The sequence below is a fragment of the Bartonella sp. P0282 genome, from assembly GCF_048452985.1.
In the GTDB taxonomy this organism is placed as follows: Bacteria; Pseudomonadota; Alphaproteobacteria; order Rhizobiales; family Rhizobiaceae; genus Bartonella; species Bartonella choladocola.
Genome location: NZ_WTFO01000003.1, coordinates 531,452 through 555,903, shown reverse-complemented (window position 1 = coordinate 555,903; position 24,452 = coordinate 531,452). Strand labels below are relative to the sequence as shown.

At 44.8% G+C, this 24,452-nt stretch carries 10 protein-coding genes and 1 pseudogene; 8 read left to right on the top strand and 3 right to left on the bottom strand.

Annotated features, from left to right (window positions below; all coding sequences use genetic code 11):
- Positions 1–37 precede the first annotated feature (37 nt).
- The 3 genes from GQS64_RS11290 (at position 38) to GQS64_RS11280 (ending at position 9,659) form a co-directional block, all read left to right on the top strand.
- Positions 38–4,951, top strand: a complete 4,914-nt coding sequence (locus tag GQS64_RS11290) for an invasin domain 3-containing protein (RefSeq protein WP_210329468.1) — start codon at positions 38–40, stop codon at positions 4,949–4,951.
- A 97-nt stretch (positions 4,952–5,048) separates the two neighbouring features.
- Positions 5,049–8,129: an autotransporter outer membrane beta-barrel domain-containing protein gene (locus tag GQS64_RS11285; protein ID WP_198231651.1), complete on the top strand. Its 3,081-nt coding sequence runs from the start codon at positions 5,049–5,051 to the stop codon at positions 8,127–8,129.
- Between the two features lie 1,398 nt (positions 8,130–9,527).
- Entirely contained in the window at positions 9,528–9,659 is a 132-nt protein-coding gene (locus tag GQS64_RS11280; RefSeq protein ID WP_255520176.1) for a hypothetical protein, read from the top strand.
- A gap of 225 nt (positions 9,660–9,884) precedes the next feature.
- Here the strand turns inward: GQS64_RS11280 and GQS64_RS11275 are convergent, their stop codons facing one another.
- The 3 genes from GQS64_RS11275 to GQS64_RS11265 form a co-directional block, all read right to left on the bottom strand.
- Entirely contained in the window at positions 9,885–12,773 is a 2,889-nt protein-coding gene (locus GQS64_RS11275; RefSeq protein WP_198231650.1) for an autotransporter outer membrane beta-barrel domain-containing protein, read from the bottom strand.
- A gap of 2,072 nt (positions 12,774–14,845) precedes the next feature.
- The gene (locus GQS64_RS11270) at positions 14,846–15,031 is read right to left on the bottom strand and encodes a hypothetical protein (RefSeq protein WP_198231649.1); all 186 of its coding nucleotides are present in this window, start codon (positions 15,029–15,031) and stop codon (positions 14,846–14,848) included.
- Positions 15,032–15,537: 506 nt separating this feature from the next.
- The gene (locus GQS64_RS11265; protein WP_198231648.1) at positions 15,538–18,426 is read right to left on the bottom strand and encodes an autotransporter outer membrane beta-barrel domain-containing protein; all 2,889 of its coding nucleotides are present in this window, start codon (positions 18,424–18,426) and stop codon (positions 15,538–15,540) included.
- Between the two features lie 1,215 nt (positions 18,427–19,641).
- Here GQS64_RS11265 and GQS64_RS11260 point away from each other — a divergent pair.
- From GQS64_RS11260 to GQS64_RS11240, 5 genes and pseudogenes are all read left to right on the top strand, one after another.
- On the top strand, positions 19,642–19,902 hold the full coding sequence (locus tag GQS64_RS11260; RefSeq protein WP_077993680.1) for a hypothetical protein: 261 nt from the start codon (positions 19,642–19,644) through the stop codon (positions 19,900–19,902).
- A 117-nt stretch (positions 19,903–20,019) separates the two neighbouring features.
- The gene (locus tag GQS64_RS11255; protein WP_077993678.1) at positions 20,020–20,406 is read left to right on the top strand and encodes a hypothetical protein; all 387 of its coding nucleotides are present in this window, start codon (positions 20,020–20,022) and stop codon (positions 20,404–20,406) included.
- A 50-nt stretch (positions 20,407–20,456) separates the two neighbouring features.
- Positions 20,457–20,627: pseudogene (locus GQS64_RS11250) on the top strand (aldehyde dehydrogenase (NADP(+))); the annotation flags it as partial.
- A gap of 465 nt (positions 20,628–21,092) precedes the next feature.
- A complete protein-coding gene (locus tag GQS64_RS11245; RefSeq protein WP_198231647.1) occupies positions 21,093–22,847 on the top strand; it encodes an ATP-dependent nuclease in 1,755 nt (584 codons plus the stop codon).
- Positions 22,840–24,273, top strand: coding sequence for a UvrD-helicase domain-containing protein (locus tag GQS64_RS11240; RefSeq protein WP_198231646.1), 1,434 nt, complete (start codon positions 22,840–22,842; stop codon positions 24,271–24,273). Before GQS64_RS11245 ends, GQS64_RS11240 begins: the two co-directional genes overlap by 8 nt.
- The last annotated feature ends 179 nt before the right edge of the window (positions 24,274–24,452 follow it).

Genomic DNA, 24,452 nt, shown 5'->3' with positions numbered 1-24,452 from the left:
GCTGTCGAAGCAGCTTGATCCTGATGCGGTCGGGGATATGCGCACACTTGCGGGAAGCAGATATGATCTGGTTGACCGTAATAACGACATTGTTCTTGAATATAAGAAGAATGAATTCATCAAGCTTTATATGGTTGGCGGCATTACCGGCTTTTATAACGAGACTTATTCGCTTGGCATATCGGTTAAATCCAGGAATGATGTTGCAAGCGTCAGTGTGATGGCAGCAGCCCTGATTGCAGCAGGCGGCAAGATCGTTCAGGGAAGCGGTGTCAGCGATTATTCGGTTGTTCTTCCACCCTATCAGTGGGGTGGTAATAATGACTATGTCGTCAATGCCGTTGCAACGGATGTCAAAGGTAATACCTCGAAAGAGGCAACGACAACCGTGACAGTCAAGGCTCCGGGATTTGACAGTACCAACAGTACATTCGAAGCCGATCCACCCTCGATCGTCGCAGACAATACCGCGTACTCGACATTGACCTTTACGGCCAAGGACAAGAATGGCAACCCGATCATGGGCATCAAGGACAGGCTTGTCTTTGATGTCGTGAGCAAGGGCGGTTCCGCTCCTGACAAAGGCAAGGTGACGTTGACTTCAATTGTCGAGACCAAAAGCGGTGTCTATACGGCAAAACTCAAAGGCACGGTTGCCGATGTCTATACGGTAACGCCGAAATTCGATGGCAAAGCTGTCGGCAACCTCTCAGCCGATGTGACATTGACAGCCGGTGCTCCTGTTGAAAAAGGTATCGAGCTTTCAACATTCTCAGCTGTTCCGGACTTGATCATCGCAGACAATAAGGATGCCTCGACATTGACCTTTACGGCCAAGGACAAGAATGGCAACATGGTCACCCGCATCAAGAGCAGGCTTGTTTTTGATGTTGCGATCAAAAACGGTCCCGTTCCTGAAAGCGGCAAGGTGACGGTGCATGAAATTAACGAGACCGAAACCGGTGTCTATAAGGCAACACTCACAGGCACGCTTGCCAATGTCTATACGATAACGCCGAAATTCGATGGCAATGCTGTTGGCACCCTCTCGGCCGATGTGACATTGACAGCCGGTGATCCTGCTGAAAAGGGTGAAAGAGGTGAAAAGCGTTCAACATTCATAGCCAACCCACACTTGATCGTCGCAGACAATACCGCCACCTCGCTATTGACCTTTAAGGCCCAGGACAAGTATGGCAATGCGGTAGTTGGGAAAGCCGGGAACTTGAAATTTGTTATGAAAACCGGTCCTAATAGCGGGGGCATAACGATTGACGATGTAGTAGAGACCGCAACAGCCGGTACCTATACAGCAAACCTCAAAGGCACGGTTGTCGGCGTTTATACGATTGTACCGGAATATAACAACAAGGCCGTGGGTTCTCTTTCAGACACTGTGACATTGGGAGCCGATGCTCCTGTTGACAAGGATGGCGACGGTAATGCGCGTTCAACATTCATAGCCGACCCACACTTGATCGTCGCAGACAATACCGCGTACTCGACATTGACCTTTAAGGCCCAGGACAAGTATGGCCACGTTGTCGGTGGGATCGCCAAGGACTTGAAATTTGTTATGAAAAACGGTCCTGATATCAAGGGCATAACGATTGACGATGTAGTAGAGACCGCAACAGCCGGTACCTATACAGCAACACTCAAAGGCACGATTACCGGCGATTATACGATTGTACCGGAATATAATAACGAGCCCGTGGGTTCTCTTTCAGACACTGTGACATTGGGAGCCGGTGATCCTGTTGAAAAGGGTGAGAATAATGAACAGCGTTCAACATTCACAGCCTTCCCACCCTCGATCGCCGCAGACAATACCGCCACCTCGCTATTGACCTTTATGGCCCAGGACAAGTATGGCAATGCGGTAGTTGGGAAAGCCAACGACCTGAAATTTGTTATGAAATTCGGTCCTGATAGCAAGGGCATAACGATTGACGATGTAGTAGAGACCGCAACAGCCGGTACCTATACAGCAAAGCTCAAAGGCACGGTTGTCGGCGTTTATACGATTGTACCGGAATATAACAACAAGGCCGTGGGTTCTCTTTCAGCCGATGTGGAATTGAAAATCGGTGATCCTGTTGACAAGGATGACGACGGTAAGCCGCGTTCAACATTCACAGCTGTTCCGGACTCGATCGCCGCAGACAATACCGCCACCTCGCTATTGACCTTTAAGGCTCAGGACAAGACTGGCCACGTTGTCGGTGGGATCGCCAAGGACTTGAAATTTGTTATGAAAACCGGTCCTAATAGCAATGGCATAACGATTGACGATGTAGTAGAGACCGAAACAGCCGGTACCTATACAGCAAACCTCAAAGGCACGGTTGCCGGCGTTTATACGATTGTACCGGAATATAAAAACGCGGCCGTTGGTTCTCTTTCAGCCGATGTAACATTGAAAGCCGGTGATCCTGTTGACAAGGATGGCGACAGTAACGAGCGTTCAACATTCGAAGCTGTTCCGGACTTGATCGTCGCAGACGGTCACGACACCTCGACATTGACCTTTACGGCCAAGGACAAGTATGGCAATCTGGTAGGTAAGATCGCCGAGAACTTGAAATTTGTTATGAAAAACGGTCCTAATAGCGGGAGCATAACGATTGACGATGTAGTAGAGACCGGAACCGGTATCTATACAGCAAAGCTCAAAGGCACGGTTACCGGCGTTTATACGATTGTACCCGAATATAACAACAAGGCCGTGGGTTCTCTTTCAGCCGATGTGACATTGAGCGAATTTGAATTGGTTCTCGCATGGGAAAACGACAAAACATCGGCCACGGTGGATGAACAGCCAACATTCACGGTTGCTGTGCGTGACAAGAACACCGGCCAACTCATTCCGAACAAAACTGTCACATTCACTTTAAGTTCAAATGGAGGTGGCAGACCGTCAATCTATCCGGCTACAGTAAAAAGCGATGCCGATGGCCAAATAACACAAGCACCGGCCGTGTCTGATCATACGCCTGAAACTGTAACTGTTACAGGACAGATATCAGGAACAACTGTTACTGCCAGCTTAAATATTACGTTTACTGCGGGAAAGGTGAACAAGAATACAAGTACGATTTATGCTGATCCTGATACGATTGTTGCAGATGGTAAAACCACCTCAACGATCCATTATAAGCCAAGGGATGGTTACGGGAACCCTATTACCAGCATCGATGCGAGCACAATCACAAGTAAAATCATTGGGATAACCGATAGTGGCATAACCATCGGTAGCTGGTCGTTTGTCGATGGTCATTATCAAGCGGTTTTGACATCTGGAACCAAAATCGGCGCTATCAAGGTGATACCGGTGATTAATGGAGAGGATGGCATTTCCCGCTCGACCGGTAATATACTCACCCTTATTTCAGGGGCGATAGACGTTAGCAAAGGTGAGATCAAAGCGATTCCAAACCGGATTGTAGCAAATGGAAGGTCAACAAGCCGTATCGAGTTTAGACCACGCGATGCTGCAGGTAACTTCATTTCGACGTTGAAAACTGAAACCATTAGTCAAGTGATTACCCCTCAAGAGGCCAACGGACCACAAGACACGAAAATGTCAGCCTGGTCCTATGATAGAGGTGCGGGTGCCTATGTCAGCACTTTAACATCAGGTACGACGATAGGTGTTATCAACATCATGCCTACTGTTAATGGTATAGCTGCCGCTACAATAGGTGTAACGGATACATTGAAGCTTATTGAGATTCCTGGCCAGAACATCAATATCAATATTGCTCATACCGATACCGCGATAGCCGATGGTCATGCGACCAATGTTGTTACCATCACTTTAACGGATGACAACGGCGCAGCATTAGCTAATAGAACAGTCACTGTTACACCGACCAATCTTGAGCTTGAGCTTGCTATTAATGGTGTAGAGGGCAGTGTAGACGTTGTGACAGATGAAGGTGGCAAGGTCAGTGTTCAAATGTCATCAACCTATGCATCATGGCTTGGCAGCAATGGATTTATGGTCTCTGCCGAAGGCTTCACCGCCCAAGGGGAGACAAATTTCAGCCTCTATGTCGACAAAGATGAGTCGTTCGTCAGTTTGGATAAAGACATACTTTACAATGACGGCATAGACAAGTTGACCGCAACCTATAAGCCTGTTGACAAAAAAGGACGTGCTATTCCTGCGGAGCTGCTCCCCGTAACGTTCTCGACAACAGACCTCGGAGCAACACAGGTCATCACGCAAAATGGCCTCGTGGCAACTGTAAGCTCGAAAAGCAGCCCGTCTACCTATTGGCTTTCTGTCACGATGACCAATTATTCTCAAGGTTGGCAGCCTGAACCTGTCAAGTATGAACTCAGACCTGCATCAGGTGTTTTGCTGGCAATTCTGGACGTCTCGCCAAAACTATGTGGTACTACATCGAACTGGATTGAGAATGGAATGCCATACACTTACTGCACACCAACGGAAGACAAGGACTACTATCATTCAGGTCTTGGGTTCATTATTAAACTGAAATACGCAAGCCCATTATGGGATAAGCAGTTAACCCTACACTCATCAACGGTTGATGGCGCTATTTACGTTCAATCTAAAGATGGAAAAAAGAGGCAAAACTGTTCGGTTCCCGTATCAATTCCTCAGTCGTGGATGAACGATTACGGGGATCGTGACAACAATCTTTATCTATCATTCACAGACAAAAACGAATACGATACCATCAGCTCGCCCGGTTATCGCAAGCCAACCACCGGTGGCGGTGTAGGAGCATGTGATGTCAATCTCAATACATTAAACTACGCTCCTTTGAAACCTGATCTGGAAGGAAGTGGTAACGTTGTGTTTGAAGCCTATACGGCGAACCCGAAATCCACCACTTCTTTCAAGGTTCCATTGACAGGTAAGCGTATGGATGTCGGCGAGCTGGCGGCAATTACGGTCAATATCTATGCTGATTAAAGGTTGAAAAAGTGAGACAAATTATCTTAAGTAGAATAACCAATTTCGGGTATGTGTATTTCAGGACTTTCGATTTACTCGCTACAGGATTGTATAAATGTTTAACTCTTCAATCAGGAAAGCCACCTGGGCAAATGGGGTGTCTGTTTGCACCCTTATTGCGTCACTGTTTTACAGCAGTACATCTTTAGCAGAAACGTTAGTTTTTGACGGAAACAACACTTCTATTTTGCAAACCGATCCAACAGGTAACGGCAGCACTTATAAAAGTCTTTATTCGAGCAATATTTATAGTGACAATGTGGTTACTGTTGATGGTGGTACAAACGGAGCAGGACAAGCCGCTTGGACAACAACCGGAACAATCAACGCACCTTACATTATTTATGGCGGTGTAGATGTCCAGTTGAACCGAGCCATGGGAGAAGGTGTTACGGCGGCTGATATCTCGAACAATCAAATTTCGATCAGCAATGTCCGGTATAATTGGTCAGGCCAATCCGCTGCCAATGGAGGCTTGGAAAACGATGTGACCAATGGAGGGAGTGCGGGCGGCGGGTCTGTTTTCGGTGGTTTGAGTAGTGGTGGCGCTGGTAGTCATGGTGAAACCGGTGGCGCTAGTGGTGGAGATGGCGGGGCTGTAAACGATAATGTAGTAAACCTTTCAAATGTTGATTTGAAAGGTGGTAACGGTGGAAACGGTGTTGCTGGCAGCGGCGTAACCGGTGCGCTTAGTGGTGGAATAGGTGGTATGGGCGGCGCCTCTATTTTCGGGGGCTTGAGTATGGGCGGCTCGGCTGGTCTAAGTGAAAATGGCGGAGAAGGCGGTTCGGCTAGTAAAAACCACGTAACATTAATAGATGTAACCTTGACAGGCGGAGCAGGCGGTATTGGCGGTCAGGGCATGAATGGCAGTGTTGGCGGTGGTGTTGGCGGCATGGGGGGCGGTTCGGTCTATGGCGGCTTGAGCATTGGCGGGGCTGATGCCGGATTCATACATGGTTTCATAGGCGGATACAATGTCGGGGGCAATGTCAACGGTAACCGGGTCGCACTGACAAATGTTACTTTGATTGGAGCTGCAGGGGGAGATGGCGGTGGAAGTAATGCCGGCGGCGGGGGTGCCGGTGGTATGGGCGGTGGCTCGGTTTTTGGAGGACTGAGCATTGGCGGTGCGGCAGGCTACCAGATGATGGGTATAGGTACGGGTGGTGCAGGCGGCAGTGTCAGTGAAAACACAATTACATTGACGAACGTTATTCTAAAGGGCGCAGATGGCGGAAAAGGCGGCTCGGCGTTAGCAGATGCGGCCGGACTTGGGCATGATGGTATTGAGGGCGGAAGTGTTTTTGGCGGTGTAAGTATCGGGGGAGCTAGCGGCGACGGTCAGGGAGGAAGTGGAGGAAATGTAACCGATAACACGGTTACCATAACCGGAAAATCGTTAATTTGGGGCGATGTCTATGGCGGTTATAGTATTGGCGGTGCAGCGTATAGCAATAATAACGGATCTGGTGGCGCAGCTACCGGCAATACGATTACGTTGGAAGGCGCTGACATCAAAATTGGTGCGCGTGATGATGATGGCAATGTGACGACCTACGGCTCAATCTGGGGTGGACGGAGTGTCTATGGCGATGGATCGGACAATACCGACTTCGATACAGTTATTAAAGGTAACACACTTAATCTCATCGGTTATCGCGGAACTGTTTCCGGTATCTACAATTTCGAGAACTACAACTGGACATTGCCAAGTGATGTGAAGAATGGCGATGTGCTTGTGACAATTGCCAATGGTGGCACTGCCGTTGATTTGACCGATACCAAACACACCATTGCCATGGTCAATGATGGCAGCCGTCTGAAGGGCGGTGACAGGGTTACCATGATCGATAAGACGACAGGCAGCCTTGTCTCACAGAATTATACCATCAGGCAGGGTAGCTTCATTGTCTATGATGCGACATTGGCACAGCAAAACACAGGCAATAATGCATTGGTATTGACTATTAATAATAACACCGATGACGTACCGGGCGGCGGCAATAGCGGTGACGGCGGCAATAGTGGCGGCAATAGCGGTGACGGCGGCAATAGCGGTGGCAATAGCGGTGACAGCGGCAATAGCGGTGGAGGCGGTTCAGCTGCCAAGATCAATCCGCAGTCGAAATCTTATTCGGAAGGCCGTGCGGCAGCCCTTGGCTTTGTCAATCAGGGTAGTGACCTGATAGCAACTGCCGGTATAGACCATATCCGCATCATGGTGCGCGCCAATGAGGATAATTTCAACCGTCCGGCTTTCATACCGTTCATGATCGCCAATGGTTCATCGCAACGTTATAAGACAGGCAGCCATGTGGATATAGACGGCTTCAACATGGCGGTCGGTCTTGCCACAGGCTTCAATTTTGCAGCAGGCCACAAGGCCACTGTGGGAGCCTTCTTTGAATATGGCCGTGGCACCTATGATACCTATAACAGCTTTACCGACTTTGCCTCTGTGCATGGTGACGGCGATAGCAACTATAAGGGCGGCGGCATCTTCGCTCGTATCGACTTTGCAGGCACCGGTCTTGGCCGTGTGCGCCAGCTTGCCGCCGATCAGGCCGATGGTCTTTATGTGGAAGCCTCGCTTCGTGCCGGTCGCGCCAAGAGTGAATTCGATGTCGGGCGCAATGCCAATCTACTTGGTAACTTCACCGGTGTCTATCGTGGTTCTTATGATAGCCCGGTGACCTATTATGGCGGGCATGTTGCCGGTGGCTATGTGTTCAACGTCAATGAAAGACAGGCACTTGATGTCTTTGGTCGTTATTTATGGACGCATATGGATGGTGATGATGTTTCTGTCGCCAATGAACCGCTTCACTTTGACAGCTCGACCAGTTCACGCATTCAGCTTGGTGGTCGTTATGCTTATGCCTTTAATGAACAGTTCAAGCCTTACATTGGTGCAGCCTATGAATACGAGTTCGATGGCGAGGTGATGGCAAAAGCCTATGAGTTCAATCTCGACCGTCCATCGTTAGAGGGTAGCACCGGTATTTTCGAGGCTGGCTTTAGCCTTCAACCGGTTGCCAGCAACAAGGCCTTGAGCATTGATGTCAATGGTCAGGGCTACGCCGGACAACGCCAAGGCGGCGGTGGCGGCATCAAGCTCAAATACCAGTTCTAATTGCTATCGTGGTAGGGGTGTGAACAGGTGTCAGAGTGTTTGCAAACATTTTATAAGCCTCGCGAGGGCTAGACTTGCAAACAAAGAAGAACTCCTGAAGGCAATATGTTTCCAATTTGAAAAGTTTTCTGGCTTATCGGGGCAATTGCCTTCAGATTTATCTAACCTTCCGACAATGGAGGGCCGTAAAAAGGCTCCAAGATAACGGTTGAAGATTTGGTTGCTTATTTGCTTGGGTGAAACAAGCTTGTTTTAAAATGTCCGGATTTTGTTTCAAAAGGCCAACCTGTCGATTTTCATGAAACGGGATTTAATCAAAATCAGTTTCACTGAAAGATTCTACACCGACCATGAGAATGTACCGCTTGGAACTTTTTTAATCACGCAGTTGAATCATGCCAAAATAGAGACAATCGATCGAGAGCGATCTTTACGATATTTAGCCTCGTACTTCCTCTTCAATTGGCATTTGACGGGCAGATCATTCTTGATTGTTTTGCTTGAATTGCTATAACGAAATCAGCCTCTCGGCTCGTTCTTATCCCGTTACATCCATCTATAACGTAACTCTAATATTTACAGTTCCGGATAGGGTGGCCTTTTCGCCCCCCCCTCGCGTTTTTCGTAAAACACTCTTCCTTGGCGCGGGGTGGGGCGCCCGGTAGCGCGTCAGGCTCGTAATCTGAAGGCCACAGGTTCAAATCCTACCCCCGCAACCAATCATCCTACGACTTCTTCCTTCTCCTGCTTTCGCCGGATTCTCACCTATCAATATCCTCCTTATATAAGCGCTGCGCTTCCCTTTACCCGCCCGCGGCTCTGCCAGCCTTCAAACGCTTGTCGTTTGGCGTATGTGTAACGCCTTCCGGAAATAAAGCTTCTCTATCAAAGATCTTTAACCTAAAACTTGCGCGTGTTTGATCCCGTCTCTGACACTCGATTCTGACACCTAGCCCGTGTCTTCTTTACCCATTGGTTCCTCATCTGCTTTTCACATCAATCAAACCATATCATATTCGTCTGAAACCAAATCCAGGCGTGCCTTCTTCATATGGATTGGAGCGCTTGCCCACTGCGGCTAAACTATTACAAAAAGGATAAACCGTTATAATAAGTACATTATAGTATACAGAGTTGATAAAAATTTTGTCGGTCACGTTGCCTCAATGAGGTTCTTGCCTTGGCAAGCTAAATGTTAAAGACATGTCTGAAGTTGGTGGAAAATACTCTGCTTGTTAAAATAGCGATAAACGAGTTTATTTATACTTGTGTGGAAAGGCTTCTCGTGCCGCCACGGAATATTTGGTAAAAGGTTGGTCACGAACGCGATGAGCTGCGCGCCGAATTGGAGAAATTGAAAAAATTGTTCCTTTGGAAGCCGATATAGCGGCAACTGCAATGGAACGCCGTCATATATTGGAAGAACTACGCAATGAATTAAAAATAGACGTTCCGGATATTGATGTTGTTATCAGCGAGGAAACCGACGCATTACGGTTTCAGAAAGATGGACTTTTTGCCACTTTATAAAGGCCGGCCGATACCGGCTTCTATTACGACCGGCCGACAAAGTAGATCGTTTTAAAACTTGTCGGAAGATGTGCAGTCTGACAAAAACAGCGCCGAACCGTGAAAAGCCGCTTTGATCGGCAATAGATTCAACAATATGAGACAAAACCACATATCAAAACCGACGTTTGCCGCGTTTTGAACAAGGCAATGACGAATGTAAAAGCTATATCGGCCTGCTCATAATCAGAACTGGTATTTAATCTTGAGGCCGCCGCCGCCACCTTGGCGTTTGCCGATATAACCCTGTCCGCTAATGTCAACACTTAACGCTTTTATAGTGCTTATCGGGGTCATCGAAACACCTGCCTCGAATATGCCGGTGTCTCCCTCAAGTGAAGGTTTATCCAGTTTTAATTGATAAGCATATGCGCCAATTTTACCATCAAATTCATGATCGTAGGCGACACCAACAAAAGGTTTGAACTGCTGGTTATAAGCCATCGTGTAGCGTGCGCCAATGCGAATGCGCGAACTGTCGGCATCGTCGAACCTGAGCTTGTCGACACCGATGGTAACGGTTTCGCTGTCAATCTTTGTCCATAGATAACGGGCATAAACATCAACCGAATTGCGTTCGTCAAAATTCATGACATAACCGACACCGCCATGCAGACCATAGTAGTCGGCACCGCTATCATATTTGCTGCTGCCGCCGGTAATTCCCAAAATATCATTGGTATCAAAATCGGTATCTATATGGCCAGCCCGGAATGACGCTTCGGCATAAAGGCCATCTGCCTGTCCGGCTTCGAGCTTGTCAACCAGACCAAGGCCGGTACCGGCAAAATCAATTCGCCCCAAAATACCGCCGCCAGTATAATGGGTATCGCCATCACCATGAACAGAGGCATAGGTTGCAAAACTGTTATAGGTGTCGTAAGTCCCACGGCCATACTCAAAAAATGCCCCAAGTGTCACAGCGTGTTTATTGGCAATTTCAAACCCGCTAGCCAGACCAACAGCCATATTAAAGCCGTCTACATCGGCATGGCTACCCGTCTTGTAACGGTTGGAACTGCCGTCAATGACAAAAAATGGCATCAAATTCATATTCCAAGCCTTGTCAGCACCTTCAAGAACCGCAGCTTTTGCCGAGCGTATGCCCGAATTGGCAATAAGGTCTGCAGCCTGGTTCAAAAACCCGAGGGAAGCCACACGCCCTTCGGAAAAAGCTTTGGAGCGCGGATTGATCCGTCCGGCCAGTTCATTACCGGGATTGTCTCCGCCATTACTGCTCGTATCTGTCATATTGACAGCCGTCAGAACATAGCCATCTTTTTCCTGTTGCAATTTCATGTCATAAATAATGAAGTTGCCTTGGTGAACTTCCAAGCTGGGAACATCGGGCCCGTTTTTGGACTTGTCGATCAATGTTATTTTGTCGTTAACATGCAACCGGTTACCGTCATTTAGCAATGAAACTGTATGGCTGGTTTTTGCCAGATCAACAGGATTTGTACCTGTAATATGGACAAGTGCATCATTGTTCACAACATCTTTCGGCAAAACCCAATTGTATTTTTCAAAATTATAGATGCCTGCCATGCTTCCGCGAAATTCATTCAGGTTTAGCGTATTGCCGGTAAAAACATCATTCGATGAAGCAGCCGCGTCATAGCCGCCATACACCGAACCGGAAATTTTGACGCTTTCTCCCATCAACGTCACAATGTTTTTCGTTGCCGAACTACCAGAAGATATGCCACCGAAAACATCTCCGGTAATTGTCGCATCCTCGATAGCAACATTATTTGCTATCGCCCCACCATTTTGGCTTTGACCGCCTATGACGTTTTGTGCACTACTTTTGGCCGATACTATCACCTTGTTTTCTGTTGCATCACCAAGTGAAGAAAACCCGCCTGTTACGCTTTTTTCGGCAATACCACCCCTCAACGCGACGGTGTTATTGATTGCATTGGTTGACGCCATTCCGCCATATATTACACCATTAACCGTCGCATCGGTAATAACCGCACTGTTGTTTGACGCCTCGCCAAGTGTTGAAAACCCCGCAAAAACATCAACAGTCCTGCCACCCGTCAAAAAAACTTTGTTAAAAGATGCCGCTCCAACGGATTCGCTTGATCCGCCAAAAATGCTATCTTTGACAGTGCTTTGTGTTATTGTCACTACATTATTCAACGCCGCACCGTTGGCCACACCGCCATAAATGCTACCGCCGACTGTTGCGCCCGTGATAGTGACCCTATTACCATCATCTTCATTTGTGCCACCAGCAGTGCCAACGCCGTACTGAATGTGAGCACCGTATACCTCACCGGTAACTTCGGTGTTTTCTTCAATGGTAACACTATTGCCCTTGGCTGATGTTGCTGTTGCCAAAGAATCGCCCGATCGGTACACGTATCCGCTAACAACTTGGCCTACTTTGGTTTTTATAGACCCTTTACTTGCTATATTAACATGATTGCCCCACGCATTGCCATCCCCTGCAAATGCCGCATTAATCACACTATTTTCAATATCTGCACTATGAATGATAATGCTGTTGTTATTGGCATCACCCGATCCCATGGAAAATCCGCTATAAATTTGTATCCGCGCAACAAACTTGCCGGACTCTAAAACAATACGATTGCCATTTGCGGTTCCGCTCATTGTTATGCCGCCGTAAAAATTACCTAATAACATGTAAGTTTCCTTTACATGGATATAATTATTATCGGCATTGCCTGTACCGTCTACACGCCCACCATAAACATGGTTTTGAATTTTACCGCCATTCAGAATAACTTTATTATTGCTGGCTTCGCCACGACTATTTAAGCCACCTATAACGTTATAAGGCGAAACATAGGGAGTTTCATCATTTTCATCAAACGATAAATTACTATCATTTGATACGGTAATAGTGTTATTTGATGACGATTTTGCAGGATAAAGAGAGTAACGCAATGAAGCTGGATCCCGACGAAGTTTAGTGGTAGCGTCTTCCGAAGTACCATTGTAAACAATATCCTCTGCATAGGCACTTGACGAAGTTGATAAGGATAAACATAGCATCAACGTGAAAGTCGAAACTTTCACTGTCACATATTTATTTATCATATTTCATTTTCTCCTAAACCGCATTCGCAAGTCTATTGCAGGCGACTTTTTCTCAAATTGAATGAATCAACTCGTGTAAAACGTAAAACTTAAATTCATTCAATAGTGCACGCAATTATAAATTGTAAAACTACATTAAAGCATTTTTCGTGAAAAACTATTTAAAAAAGGTCAATTACAAAGTTTTTCTTGCGGATAAGTTGTTTTTTTAACGATCACGTCTGTTATTCCGATTTTTAATCCATTTGACTGGTATGGCGGTAAGAAATTCAAGGCAGATTATAGCTATTTTTGATGAGCTCTTAAGCCATTATTCTTTTCGCTCTATTATGCTGTATTGCGCTACAGTGTAGCCGTTTTAAAACCATGTTTTTTAATTTGCGCTTTTGCTCTTTTGCAGAAAATTACAGTTTTCCTGCATACGGTCGAAGTGTGCCAAGGCGCCGTATAAGCGCACGAACGCGTTTAAAAAGTCCGTACGCCCAAATAAAAGATGCGCAGAATTTAATTTGAAACGATACACCTGTCAAAGTGCTTGCCCCTGCTCATAGCGCATATCAAGCCTGGCAAAATATCAAGCCTGGCAAAATTCCGATGGCAAAAGGTCACGGTTCTACATTGAGGATCAATTTTATTTTCTCCCTTCCGGTGATATTTAAAAACAGTCAGCTACAAAATAACGCAAGTGGCAGATTTCCGATAAACGTTAAAACGAACAACCCGTTGACAATATTCAATAAAACATTGTGCATTATTCAATAAAACATTGTGCATTCAACCGGTATTACCGGCAACAACCTCTTTTTGATTTAAACAACACATATTCTCGTCATATAGCGGCCGGCGATCGTGTTAAAGTGACCATTGTTCAGCACACTTCAGGCTTGCTGCCCGTTCGATATTCTGTCGCAATTCAGGAAAGAGAATGTGACGCTATTAACAAAAGATGCGCTTATGATAAAACTTGGTGACATCGGAAAAAACGTCAGCAGCAAAGCGGCCGCAACAGACAAAAGTTTCGATTGACAGCATAAATTTGATTGATTGGCATATAATAAATAGAACCGTTTCAACACAGACATTCGGAAGTTCATAAGGCGTAAATTTTTCATTGCGTTCCAATAGGCGGAAAAAAAGAATTTTTTCACCTGTTCTATGCTTTTTGCCCCCTGCCGAAGGGTAAGCGCGCTATAGCAACAACAAAACCGGAATTAACGAGGCGCGAACCCGACCAATGGGTAGGGTATTATCATCCAACAGATGATCTTGTTGCTCATGAAACTATGAAGGATAATGCGGACGCAAGTCGAGAGTTGTTGCAAAATGTCTAAATTCGCAGATTTCTATGCGGTCCTGACTGACAGGCGCTAAACTTCAAATCTTCAAGCATTGTAGCCTCTTCCTGCCTTGGATTGATGATACGATCACTGGCTCGATCAACAGTTGACGTATCATTCCTTTCACTTTGCTAAGTGTATGAACTAATGGCTGCTTCAGTCATTGTTACTTTGCTTGTCGGGATAACGTGTTGTAACTGCAAGCCGCGGCAGGAAGCCGCGTTACGAATAAATGAAGCCGCGTTAGGAATAAATAATGAGGCCTTTGAATATCCGTCCTTAAGTTGCCAGAAAGAACTTTGTTGGTCTGAAAAAAGCCGATTTTCCATCTTTGCCAACGTATTTGCACCTTCAGTTATCAAATGTCTGGTCTGAACGCGGTGGTATTCGGCACTCGTTCAAACGCATGGTAATAACCACAACTCTTCCGAATATTGACTACAATAAGTTTGATGTTTTTTCGCAATAGGAAGTGCGTTATATCTGCAATCTTTCCTGCAATCGGGTTCTTGCGCTGGTTGCTTAATTTATTTGAAGTTTGCAACGAGATATAAGGCGCAACTACCACAAATATTTTGGCCAGTCTTTGACCGCGCCTATGTTGTTCACAACGAATGCGATAGCAACAAGAGTGACAGAGCCAAGGAAAACAGGTGTGAATAGAAATGAATATATCCGAGATCGACCAGCCCGTTATATCCGCGCCATCCATCGGAGTTTATGAAGGATACTATACTATTCTTCTGCATATAATGCCCTGTAACCTGGCTTTCGGGCAATCAGGAACAACTTCTGTATAAAACTGTCCATCGCGTTCAAAAAGCCAAAAACAGTTATCTTGCCATAAGCACCGCGATTACGTTTACCTTTTACACGGCCTGATCCGAACAGACTTTCATCAATTTCGACAACTCCGAACATTGGTCGTTCAGCTTCACTGGCAGCATATATTCTTTGATGCAGACTATGATGAAAACGGTCGAAGGTATTACGATTAAGCCCTGTCAAGTCTGCTGTTTGTAGGGCTGTTAAATCGATCGCAAAACAGCGGACAAAATCGCAAATTCTCTGCTCTGAAATGTGACTACAGATACAATACTTATTCTTAATATCTGCTCATAACCTTAGGACGAATTTTGTCACTAAATTAAGCAAGACCCATTTATTATTTTTCTGCTTAGGCTATCTCATCATTTTTATAAAGGCCGGCCGATACCGGCTTCTATTACGACCGGCCGACAAAGTCGATCGTTTTAAAACTTGTCGGAAGATGTGCAGTCTGACAAAAATAGCGCCGAACCGTGAAAAGCCGCTTTGATCGGCAATAAATTCCACAATATGAAACAAAATCACATATCAAAACCGATATTTGCCGCGTTTTGAATAAGGCAATGACAAATGTAAAAGCTATATCGGCCTGCTCATAATCAGAACTGGTATTTAATCTTGAGGCCGCCGCCGCCACCTTGGCGTTTGCCGATATAACCCTGTCCGCTAATGTCAACACTTAACGCTTTTATAGTGCTTATCGGGGTCATCGAAACACCTGCCTCGAATATGCCGGTGTCTCCCTCAAGTGAAGGTTTATCCAGTTTTAATTGATAAGCATATGCGCCAATTTTACCATCAAATTCATGATCGTAGGCGACACCAACAAAAGGTTTGAACTGCTGGTTATAAGCCATCGTGTAACGCGCGCCAATGCGAATGCGCGAACTGTCGGCATCGTCGAACCTGAGCTTGTCGACACCAATGTTAACGGTTTCGCTGTCAATCTTTGTCCATAGATAACGGGCATAGACATCAACCGAATTGCGTTCGTCAAAATTCATGACATAACCGACACCGCCATGCAGACCATAGTAGTCGGCACCGCTATCATATTTGCTGCTGCCGCCGGTAATTCCCAAAATATCATTGGTATCAAAATCGGTATCTATATGGCCAGCCCGGAATGACGCTTCGGCATAAAGGCCATCTGCCTGTCCGGCTTCGAGCTTGTCAACCAGACCAAGGCCGGTACCGGCAAAATCAATTCGCCCCAAAATACCGCCGCCTGTATAATGGGTATCGCCATCACCATGAACAGAGGCATAGGTTGCAAAACTGTTATAGGTGTCGTAAGTCCCACGACCATACTCAAAAAATGCCCCAAGTGTCACAGCGTGTTTATTGGCAATTTCAAACCCGCTAGCCAGACCAACAGCCATATTAAAGCCGTCTACATCGGCATGGCTACCCGTCTTGTAACGGTTGGAACTGCCGTCAATGACCAAAAATGGCATCAAATTCATATTCCAAGCCTTGTCAGCACCTTCAAGAACCGCAGCTTTTGCCGAGCGTATGCCCGAATTGGCAATAAGGTCTGCAGCCTGGTTCAAAAACCCGAGGGAAGCCACACGCCCTTCGGAAAAAGCTTTGGATCGCGGATTGATCCGTCCGGCCAGTTCATTACCGGGATTGTCTCCGCCATTACTGCTCGTATCTGTCATATTGACAGCCGTCAGAACATAGCCATCTTTTTCCTGTTGCAATTTCATGTCATAAATAATGAAATTGCCTTGGTGAACTTCCAAGCTGGGAACATCGGGCCCGTTTTTGGACTTGTCGATCAATGTTATTTTGTCGTTAACATGCAACCGGTTACCGTCATTTAGCAATGAAACTGTATGGCTGGTTTTTGCCAGATCAACAGGATTTGTACCTGTAATATGGACAAGTGCATCATTGTTCACAACATTTTTTGGCAAAACCCAATTGTATTTTTCAAAATTATAGATGCCTGCCATGCTTCCGCGAAATTCATTCAGGTTTAGCGTATTGCCGGTAAAAACATCATTCGATGAAGCAGCCGCGTCATAGCCGCCATACACCGAACCGGAAATTTTGACGCTTTCTCCCATCAACGTCACAATGTTTTTCGTTGCCGAACTACCAGAAGATATGCCACCGAAAACATCTCCGGTAATTGTCGCATCCTCGATAGCAACATTATTTGCTATCGCCCCACCATTTTGGCTTTGACCGCCTATGACACTTTGTGCACTGCTTTTGGCCGATACTATCACCTTGTTTTCTGTTGCATCACCAAGTGAAGAAAACCCGCCTGTTACGCTTTTTTCGGCAATACCACCCCTCAACGCGACGGTGTTATTGATTGCATTGGTTGACGCCATTCCGCCATATATTATACCATTAACCGTCGCATCGGTAATAACCGCACTGTTGTTTGACGCCTCGCCAAGTGTTGAAAACCCCGCAAAAACATCAACAGTCCTGCCACCCGTCAAAAAAACTTTGTTAAAAGATGCCGCTCCAACGGATTTGCTTGATCCGCCAAAAATGCTATCTTTGACAGTGCTTTGTGTTATTGTCACTACATTATTCAACGCCGCACCGTTGGCCACACCGCCATAAATGCTACCGCCGACTGTTGCGCCCGTGATAGTGACCCTATTACCATCATCTTCATTTGTACCACCAGCAGTGCCAACGCCGTACTCAATTTGACCACCGTATACCTCACCGGTAACTTCGGTGTTTTCTTCAATGGTAACACTATTGCTTTTGGCTGATCTTGCTGTTTCCGAAGAACCGCCCGATTGGTACAGGTACCCACCGATAACTTGGCCTACTTTAGTATTTATAGGCCCTTTACTTGCTATATTAACATGGTTTCCCCACGCATCGCCATCCGCTGTAGCAAATCCCCCATAAATCATACTTTTTTCAATATTTGCACTATGAATGGTAACGGTGTTGTTATTGGTATCACCCAATCCCGAGGAAAAACCGCCATAAATTCTTGTCGTCGAAGAAAACTTACCGGACTCTATAAAAACGCTATTGCTATTTGCGGTTCCGTACTCGGCTAAGCCGCCGTAAAAATTACCTGATAAGGTAGTGTCCTTTACATAGACATAATTATTATTGGTATTTCCTGTATCGCCTTCTATACGCCCACCGTAAACATGGTTTTGAATTTTAGCGCCATTCAAAATAACTTTATTATTGCTGGCTTCGCCAAGACTATTTAAGCCACCTATAACGTTATAAGGCGAAACATAGTGAGTTTCATCAGTTTCATCAAACGATAAATTATTATCATTTGATACGGTAATAGTGTTATGCGATGACGAAGCTGTAGGATAAATAGATTCATTAGCTCCATTAGGATCGAGATGAAGTTTGGCAGCATCTTCCCAAGTACCATTGTAAACAATATCCTCTGCATAGGCACTTGCCGAAGTTGATAAGGATAAACATAGCATCAACGTGAAAGTCGAAACTTTCACCGTCACATAGTTATTTATCATATTTCATTTTCTCCTAAACCGCATTCGCAAGTCTATTGCAGACGACTTTTTCTCAAATTGAATGAATCACCCCCTGTAAAACATAAAAATCAATTTCATTCAAGAGTGGGTGCGATTATAAAATGTAAAACCGCATTAAAGCGTTTTTTGTGAAAAACGTTCTAAAAAGGTCAATTACAAAGTTTTTCTTGCGGATAAGTTGTTTTTTTAACGATCACGTCTGTTATTCTGATTTTTAATCCATTTGACTGGTATAGCGGTAAGAAATTCAAGGCAGATTATAGCTATTTTTGATGAGCTCTTAAGCCATTATTCTTTTCGCTCTATTATGCTGTATTGCGCTACAGTGTAGCCATTCTAAAACCATGTTTTTTGATTTGCGCTTTTGCTCTTTTGCAGAAAATTACAGTTTTCCTGCATATGATCGAAGCGTGCCAACACGCCATATAAGCGCACGAACGCGTTTAAAAAGTCCGTACGCCAAAATAAAAGATGCGTAGAATTTAATTTGAAACGATACACCTGTCAAAGTGCTTGCCCCTGCTCATAGCAAATATCAAGCTGGCAAAATATCAAGCCCGGCAAAATTCCGATGGCAAAAGGTCACGGTTCTACATTGAGGATCAATTTTATTTTCTCCCTTCCGGTGATATTTAAAAACGGCCAGATACAAAATAACGCAAGTGGCAGATTTCCGATAAACGTTAAAACGAACAACCCGTTGACAATATTCAATAAAACATTGTGCATTCAACCGGTATTACCGGCAACAGCCTCTTTTTTATTTAAACAACTCATATTCTCGTCATATCGCGGTCGGTATTTCGTTTCGTGCGACGAAGAACGGTATTACCGCGATTGCTTCATTCCGGATTGAAGCAGGTGTCAGTTTAGAGCCTTGTTCGAGCGCAATGATTGTATAGTTCACCGGTTGCTGTCTGACGTCATCTTCGTAATGTGTTCGGAGGTTCAAGGAAAACGTCTGGAAAAAGGAATCCGAAACATGTGTCAAGCTTTAGATAATAAGGGGGAGGACTGTGTAAGCGTTGTATTCTACAATATGCATAACATCTGAATCCAATATATTGGATTCTTTGTTGATATGTCGTGTTATAAATAAAGAAATACTTTTCAATATTAATTGAATTACTTTCATCTCCAAATCAGCTCGTTTAGTGTTTATTAGCGTATTTTTCGAAAAAAAGCACACAAAGGATGCAGAAAACCAATTTTTATAAAGCTATAGCATTTTCGTTCTTTGTAATGTCTTCGTTATCTGTCAGCTGTGCGGAAGATCAGGAGACACCTGATTTACCAAAGGTACCTCAACGTAGCGAAAAGCTTGAAGACTTTGTTCCCGATTTTTGGAACATAGAATTTATCCGGCAAGACGATCTCAATAAAGATGGCCAATTGGATACGGTCATGGTTGTGAAAGATCGGGACGATGCAAACTTCATTCAGCCTAAGGATTGAGACTATTGCGCGCCGATTGATACCAATCCAAGAATATTGATCGTTTTATTCGCTGACGGGAAGAGCTGGTGACTTATCAAGCAGAACACTACTTTCATTCCGCGTGTTACCGCAAGTATGGATAGCCAAGACCCGTTCAACGGCGTAGTTTTTGGTGAAGTTTATGCGGGTAATGGCATCTTTGCTATCAGGATTGGCTGGTTCAGAACCTCATTGGGTTATAATGTCTATATATTTCGCTGGCAGGATAATGATTTTTATCTAATTGGACATGATGCTTATGAAAGGCATAGAATGACGGGGGAAGAAAGCACATCTAGTGATAATTTTTTGACCTGGCGCGAAAATACCGTCAGGGAAAACCCCGTGGAAGACGAAAAATCGGATAAAACGACTAAAAAATCGGTTTGGAAGCAGCTGAATAAGCAGCCGCTCTTGAAACTGGATCAAATTATTGAAGCGAACATTAACGATTATCTGTGCAAAGTCGACAATGACAAGTGAAACCGATAACAGTCGCATCGCCAAAAAACAACAATGCCTTGGCAAAAGAGCTTCTTCCCTTATTGGAAGTCACTGCCGGACGCCTGTTGGTGAACGGTTTTGCCACAGGTGTCGAGGTGTCTCTGGCCATGGTGCATGGAGGGCCTTTTCCATTCACGTCGGATGGCCGCTCGACCTCGGTTGGTACGGCTGCGATTTATCGCTTCTTACGCCCGTCTTCTATCAAAATTTTGCGGACGACTTGCCCGCACTTCTTGAATAAAGAAATACGCCGGTCTGATGACGGCGTACCCTATCCTGTCTCTCATGATAGAATGACTGTTGGTCTTATTAAAATAATAAATTTTGTCACACCCAAGGGCTCAAAAGCAGCAGACATAATGCTGTTATGAATATGACCTTACACGACAGCTTGAATCTTCTGTGTCGGGTTATGCAGTTTCTCAAGCAATATGAAGCCTCATGATTGCTGTGGATAACGGGTTAGTCCCGGTTGTCGTCAAGTGCGGCTTCCTCATGCTATCCCGGTGGATAATAGCCAACATCTTTGTGAACATGATATAAGGGAGTTGGCAGATCGGCATGGAGCGGAGCGATGTCTGATGTAACCTAAAGTTTTACATATTGAATAATATGAGATCATGCGGGTTCGCGGCAAAGGTTAGTCAAATAGGGGATGATTATTCGTGGCTAAAATTAGAAAAATCGAGATACAGAATTTTCGTGGAATTAAGTCTCTTGAATGGTATCCATCAAACGGCATTAATTGTTTAATCGGGCATGGGGATAGTGGAAAATCAACGCTTCTGGATGCTATTGACATGTGCATCGGAGCGAGACGCAATATTAACTTTTACGATACAGATTTTTATAATTTAGATGTACAAAATCCCATCAGTATTACGATTATCCTTGGTAGTTTAAGCGATGATTTAAAAAAACTTGATACCTATGGAGAGTACCTTCGTGGATTTGATAGTGAAAACAAGAATATTGAAGACGAACCGCGTACGGGTCTGGAAACAGTTCTTTCCGTTAATCTGAGCGTAGGAGCTGAACTTGATCCTATATGGAGCCTTCTCTCCGAACGCGCACAGGCACGGGGATTATCGCGCAATCTAAACTGGGCTGATCGTGTTCGGCTTTCACCAACGCGAATAGGCAATATCTCCGATTATAACCTAAGTTGGAAAAAAGGCTCAATTCTCAACAAACTATCCGATGAAACAGCAGATGCATCGCTTGAACTGGCTACGGCAGCGAGGAATGTGCGTACTGAATTCGGAGAAAGTGCACAGAAACAGCTCATTAAAGCATTAGATGCTGTTAAGAGTACTACGGATGAATTAGGCATACCTACAGGCGGTGATGTCAAGGCAATGCTGGATGCCCATTCCATATCGTTTAGTAGCGGCGTTATTTCCCTGCACGATGCAAATGGTGTCCCTCTCAAGAATCTCGGAATTGGATCAACGCGACTGCTTATTGCCGGATTGCAAAGAAAAGCGGCTGAATCTTCCTCGGTACTTTTGGTTGATGAGCTTGAATATGGTCTTGAACCGCACAGAATTATTAAATTTCTGGATTCATTAGGAGCAAAGGAAGATAGAGCCAAAGCGCCGCTTCAAGTTTTTATGACTACTCATTCTCCAACCGCACTTAGAGAGCTTTCAACAGAACAGTTATATATTTTGCGGCACGATGACGATAAACATCATTGTATTTATTTTGGAGAGGAAGATGACGTCCAAGGAACAATAAGAAGGTTTCTGGAAGCGTTTCTAGGTTCTGCCATTCTGGTATGTGAGGGAGCAAGTGAAGTTGGTTTCATACGTGGATTGGACCAATACCGCTCTAAAACCACCAATAGCCCCTCTATCCATGCCCTTGGGGTTTGTCTTGTCGATGCTGGCGGAGTGGATAACATCTACAAAAGAGCACTACCACTTATAAATGCAGGTTATAGAGTGGCCGTTTTACGAGATGATGACAAAAGCCCTGATAAAGATGCTGAAGAAAGTTTCATTGACAAAGGAGGACGGGTTTTTTCCTGGCAAGAAGGGCATTCCATTGAGGATGCAATTTTTCTTTCCGTTTCCGATGACGAAATTGTTAAAATTGTTGACTATGCCATAAAAATACATGGAAAAGAATTGATAGAAGACCATTTTCAAACAGTGTCGCAAAATTCGAAAAAAATTTTTTCTATTGCCGATTGTGAAAAGATTTTTAGACAAGGCGAAGGCACGGATAAGGAATGGGGCGACGCAAAGGAATGGATTTCTGCAGCATCGAAAACCAAAAGTACCCCATGGTTTAAAAATGTATCTGCGATGGAATATATCGGGAGGAAAATAATAGCACCCAATCTTTCTGAATCCGCCCCGATATTTTACCAAACAATTACAGAGTTTTTTAGTTGGGCTGAAAATAATGCCTAATTTTTCAAGTCTTCTAGAGATTACAAGGGGAACAGTTACCGCTCCAGCAGGTTGTGGCAAAACGCACCTTATTGCAGAGTCTCTAAGAAATAACCCGGCAAAGAAACCGGTATTGGTCCTTACGCACACCAATGCAGGAGTTGCCTCTTTGCGGACAAAGTTGAATGGGCTGAAAGTGGAGACTTCAAAATATCGACTGTCCACTATTGACGGTTGGGCAATAAGATTGGTGTCCTTTTTCCCTATGCGTTCTGGTATTCTATCGGGTGCATTAAAACTCGCAAATCCAAAACGGGATTATCCTCTGATTAGAGAGGCGGCAGCTAAACTATTAACAGGAAACCATATCAACGATATTTTACAAGCGAGCTATTCGCACTTGATTGTTGATGAGTATCAAGACTGCTCTTCTTACCAGCATGCTATCATATGTGGTGCTTCGCGCTCGCTTAAAACATGTGTTCTAGGCGATCCTTTACAAGCAATTTTTAATTTTGGCAGTGACCGTTTAGCAAATTGGGAAAACGAAGTCTGTAAATATTTCCCGATAGAGGTTGAATTAGATAGGCCTTGGCGCTGGATTAATGCAGGTTGCGAACCATTGGGACAATGGTTGCTTGAAGTCAGAAACAAATTGCTTAGAGGTGAGCCGATTGATTTAGGTTTAGCTCCTCCAGAAGTAAAATGGGTACGGGTATATGGTGACGAGGACTATGAAAAATTAGCCAGCGCGTCACGTGAAAAATCTCCAGTCAAGGGGGGCGGAGTATTAATCATATGTGAGAGCAAAAATGTAAATAGTCGCTATGAAATTGCAAAAAGAGTTTATGGCGCGGAAATCGTTGAGGCGGTAGACCTACGCGATTTAACAAATTTTGCGGAGTCTTTTGTATTAGATAGTGTCAGCGATGGAAAAGCAGCTCTTTCACAGCTCGTCATATTTGCTGAGAGTTTAATGACATATGTTGAGGCTCGCAAGTTAATTAAAAGAGTTCGAAGCTTGTTGAAGGAGACCGCAAGGAAAAAAGCTAGTGATGTTGAAGAGGCTGCTATAGAATTTCTTAACAGCCCTACCTTCACTCATGCTATTGATTTATTAGTAAAGATTAATCAGCAGTCAGGCGTCAAAACTTACCGGCCAGCTATTTTAAGAGCCTGCATTAAAGCGATGCAGCTATGTGTTGACCATCCCGACTTAACTTTTGTTGAAGCGGCAATACGGATTAGAGAACAAAATAGAATTTTGGGAAGACCTTTGCCCAAGCGGGCCGTTGGGAGCACTCTTCTGTTGAAAGGCTTGGAAGCAGATGTTGCAATTGTTCTTAATGCAGATTCACTTGATGCTAAAAACTTATATGTAGCTATGACGAGAGGCTGCAGGAAATTAGTAATATGTTCAAAGTCTAAAATATTACGTCCTCGTTAAATCTTGAATGAACCTCAACATCAATTACATCTTTCATGTCTTATAGCGCGTGACAGCACCTGCAAGAAAAATGATATTGAACACTTGTCTTTTATCATAGTCTGTTAATACTTGCTTACACGATTCCGATAAGTTTTGTTCCGATTTTTGTTTATTGATTGTTAAGATAGCTTATCCAG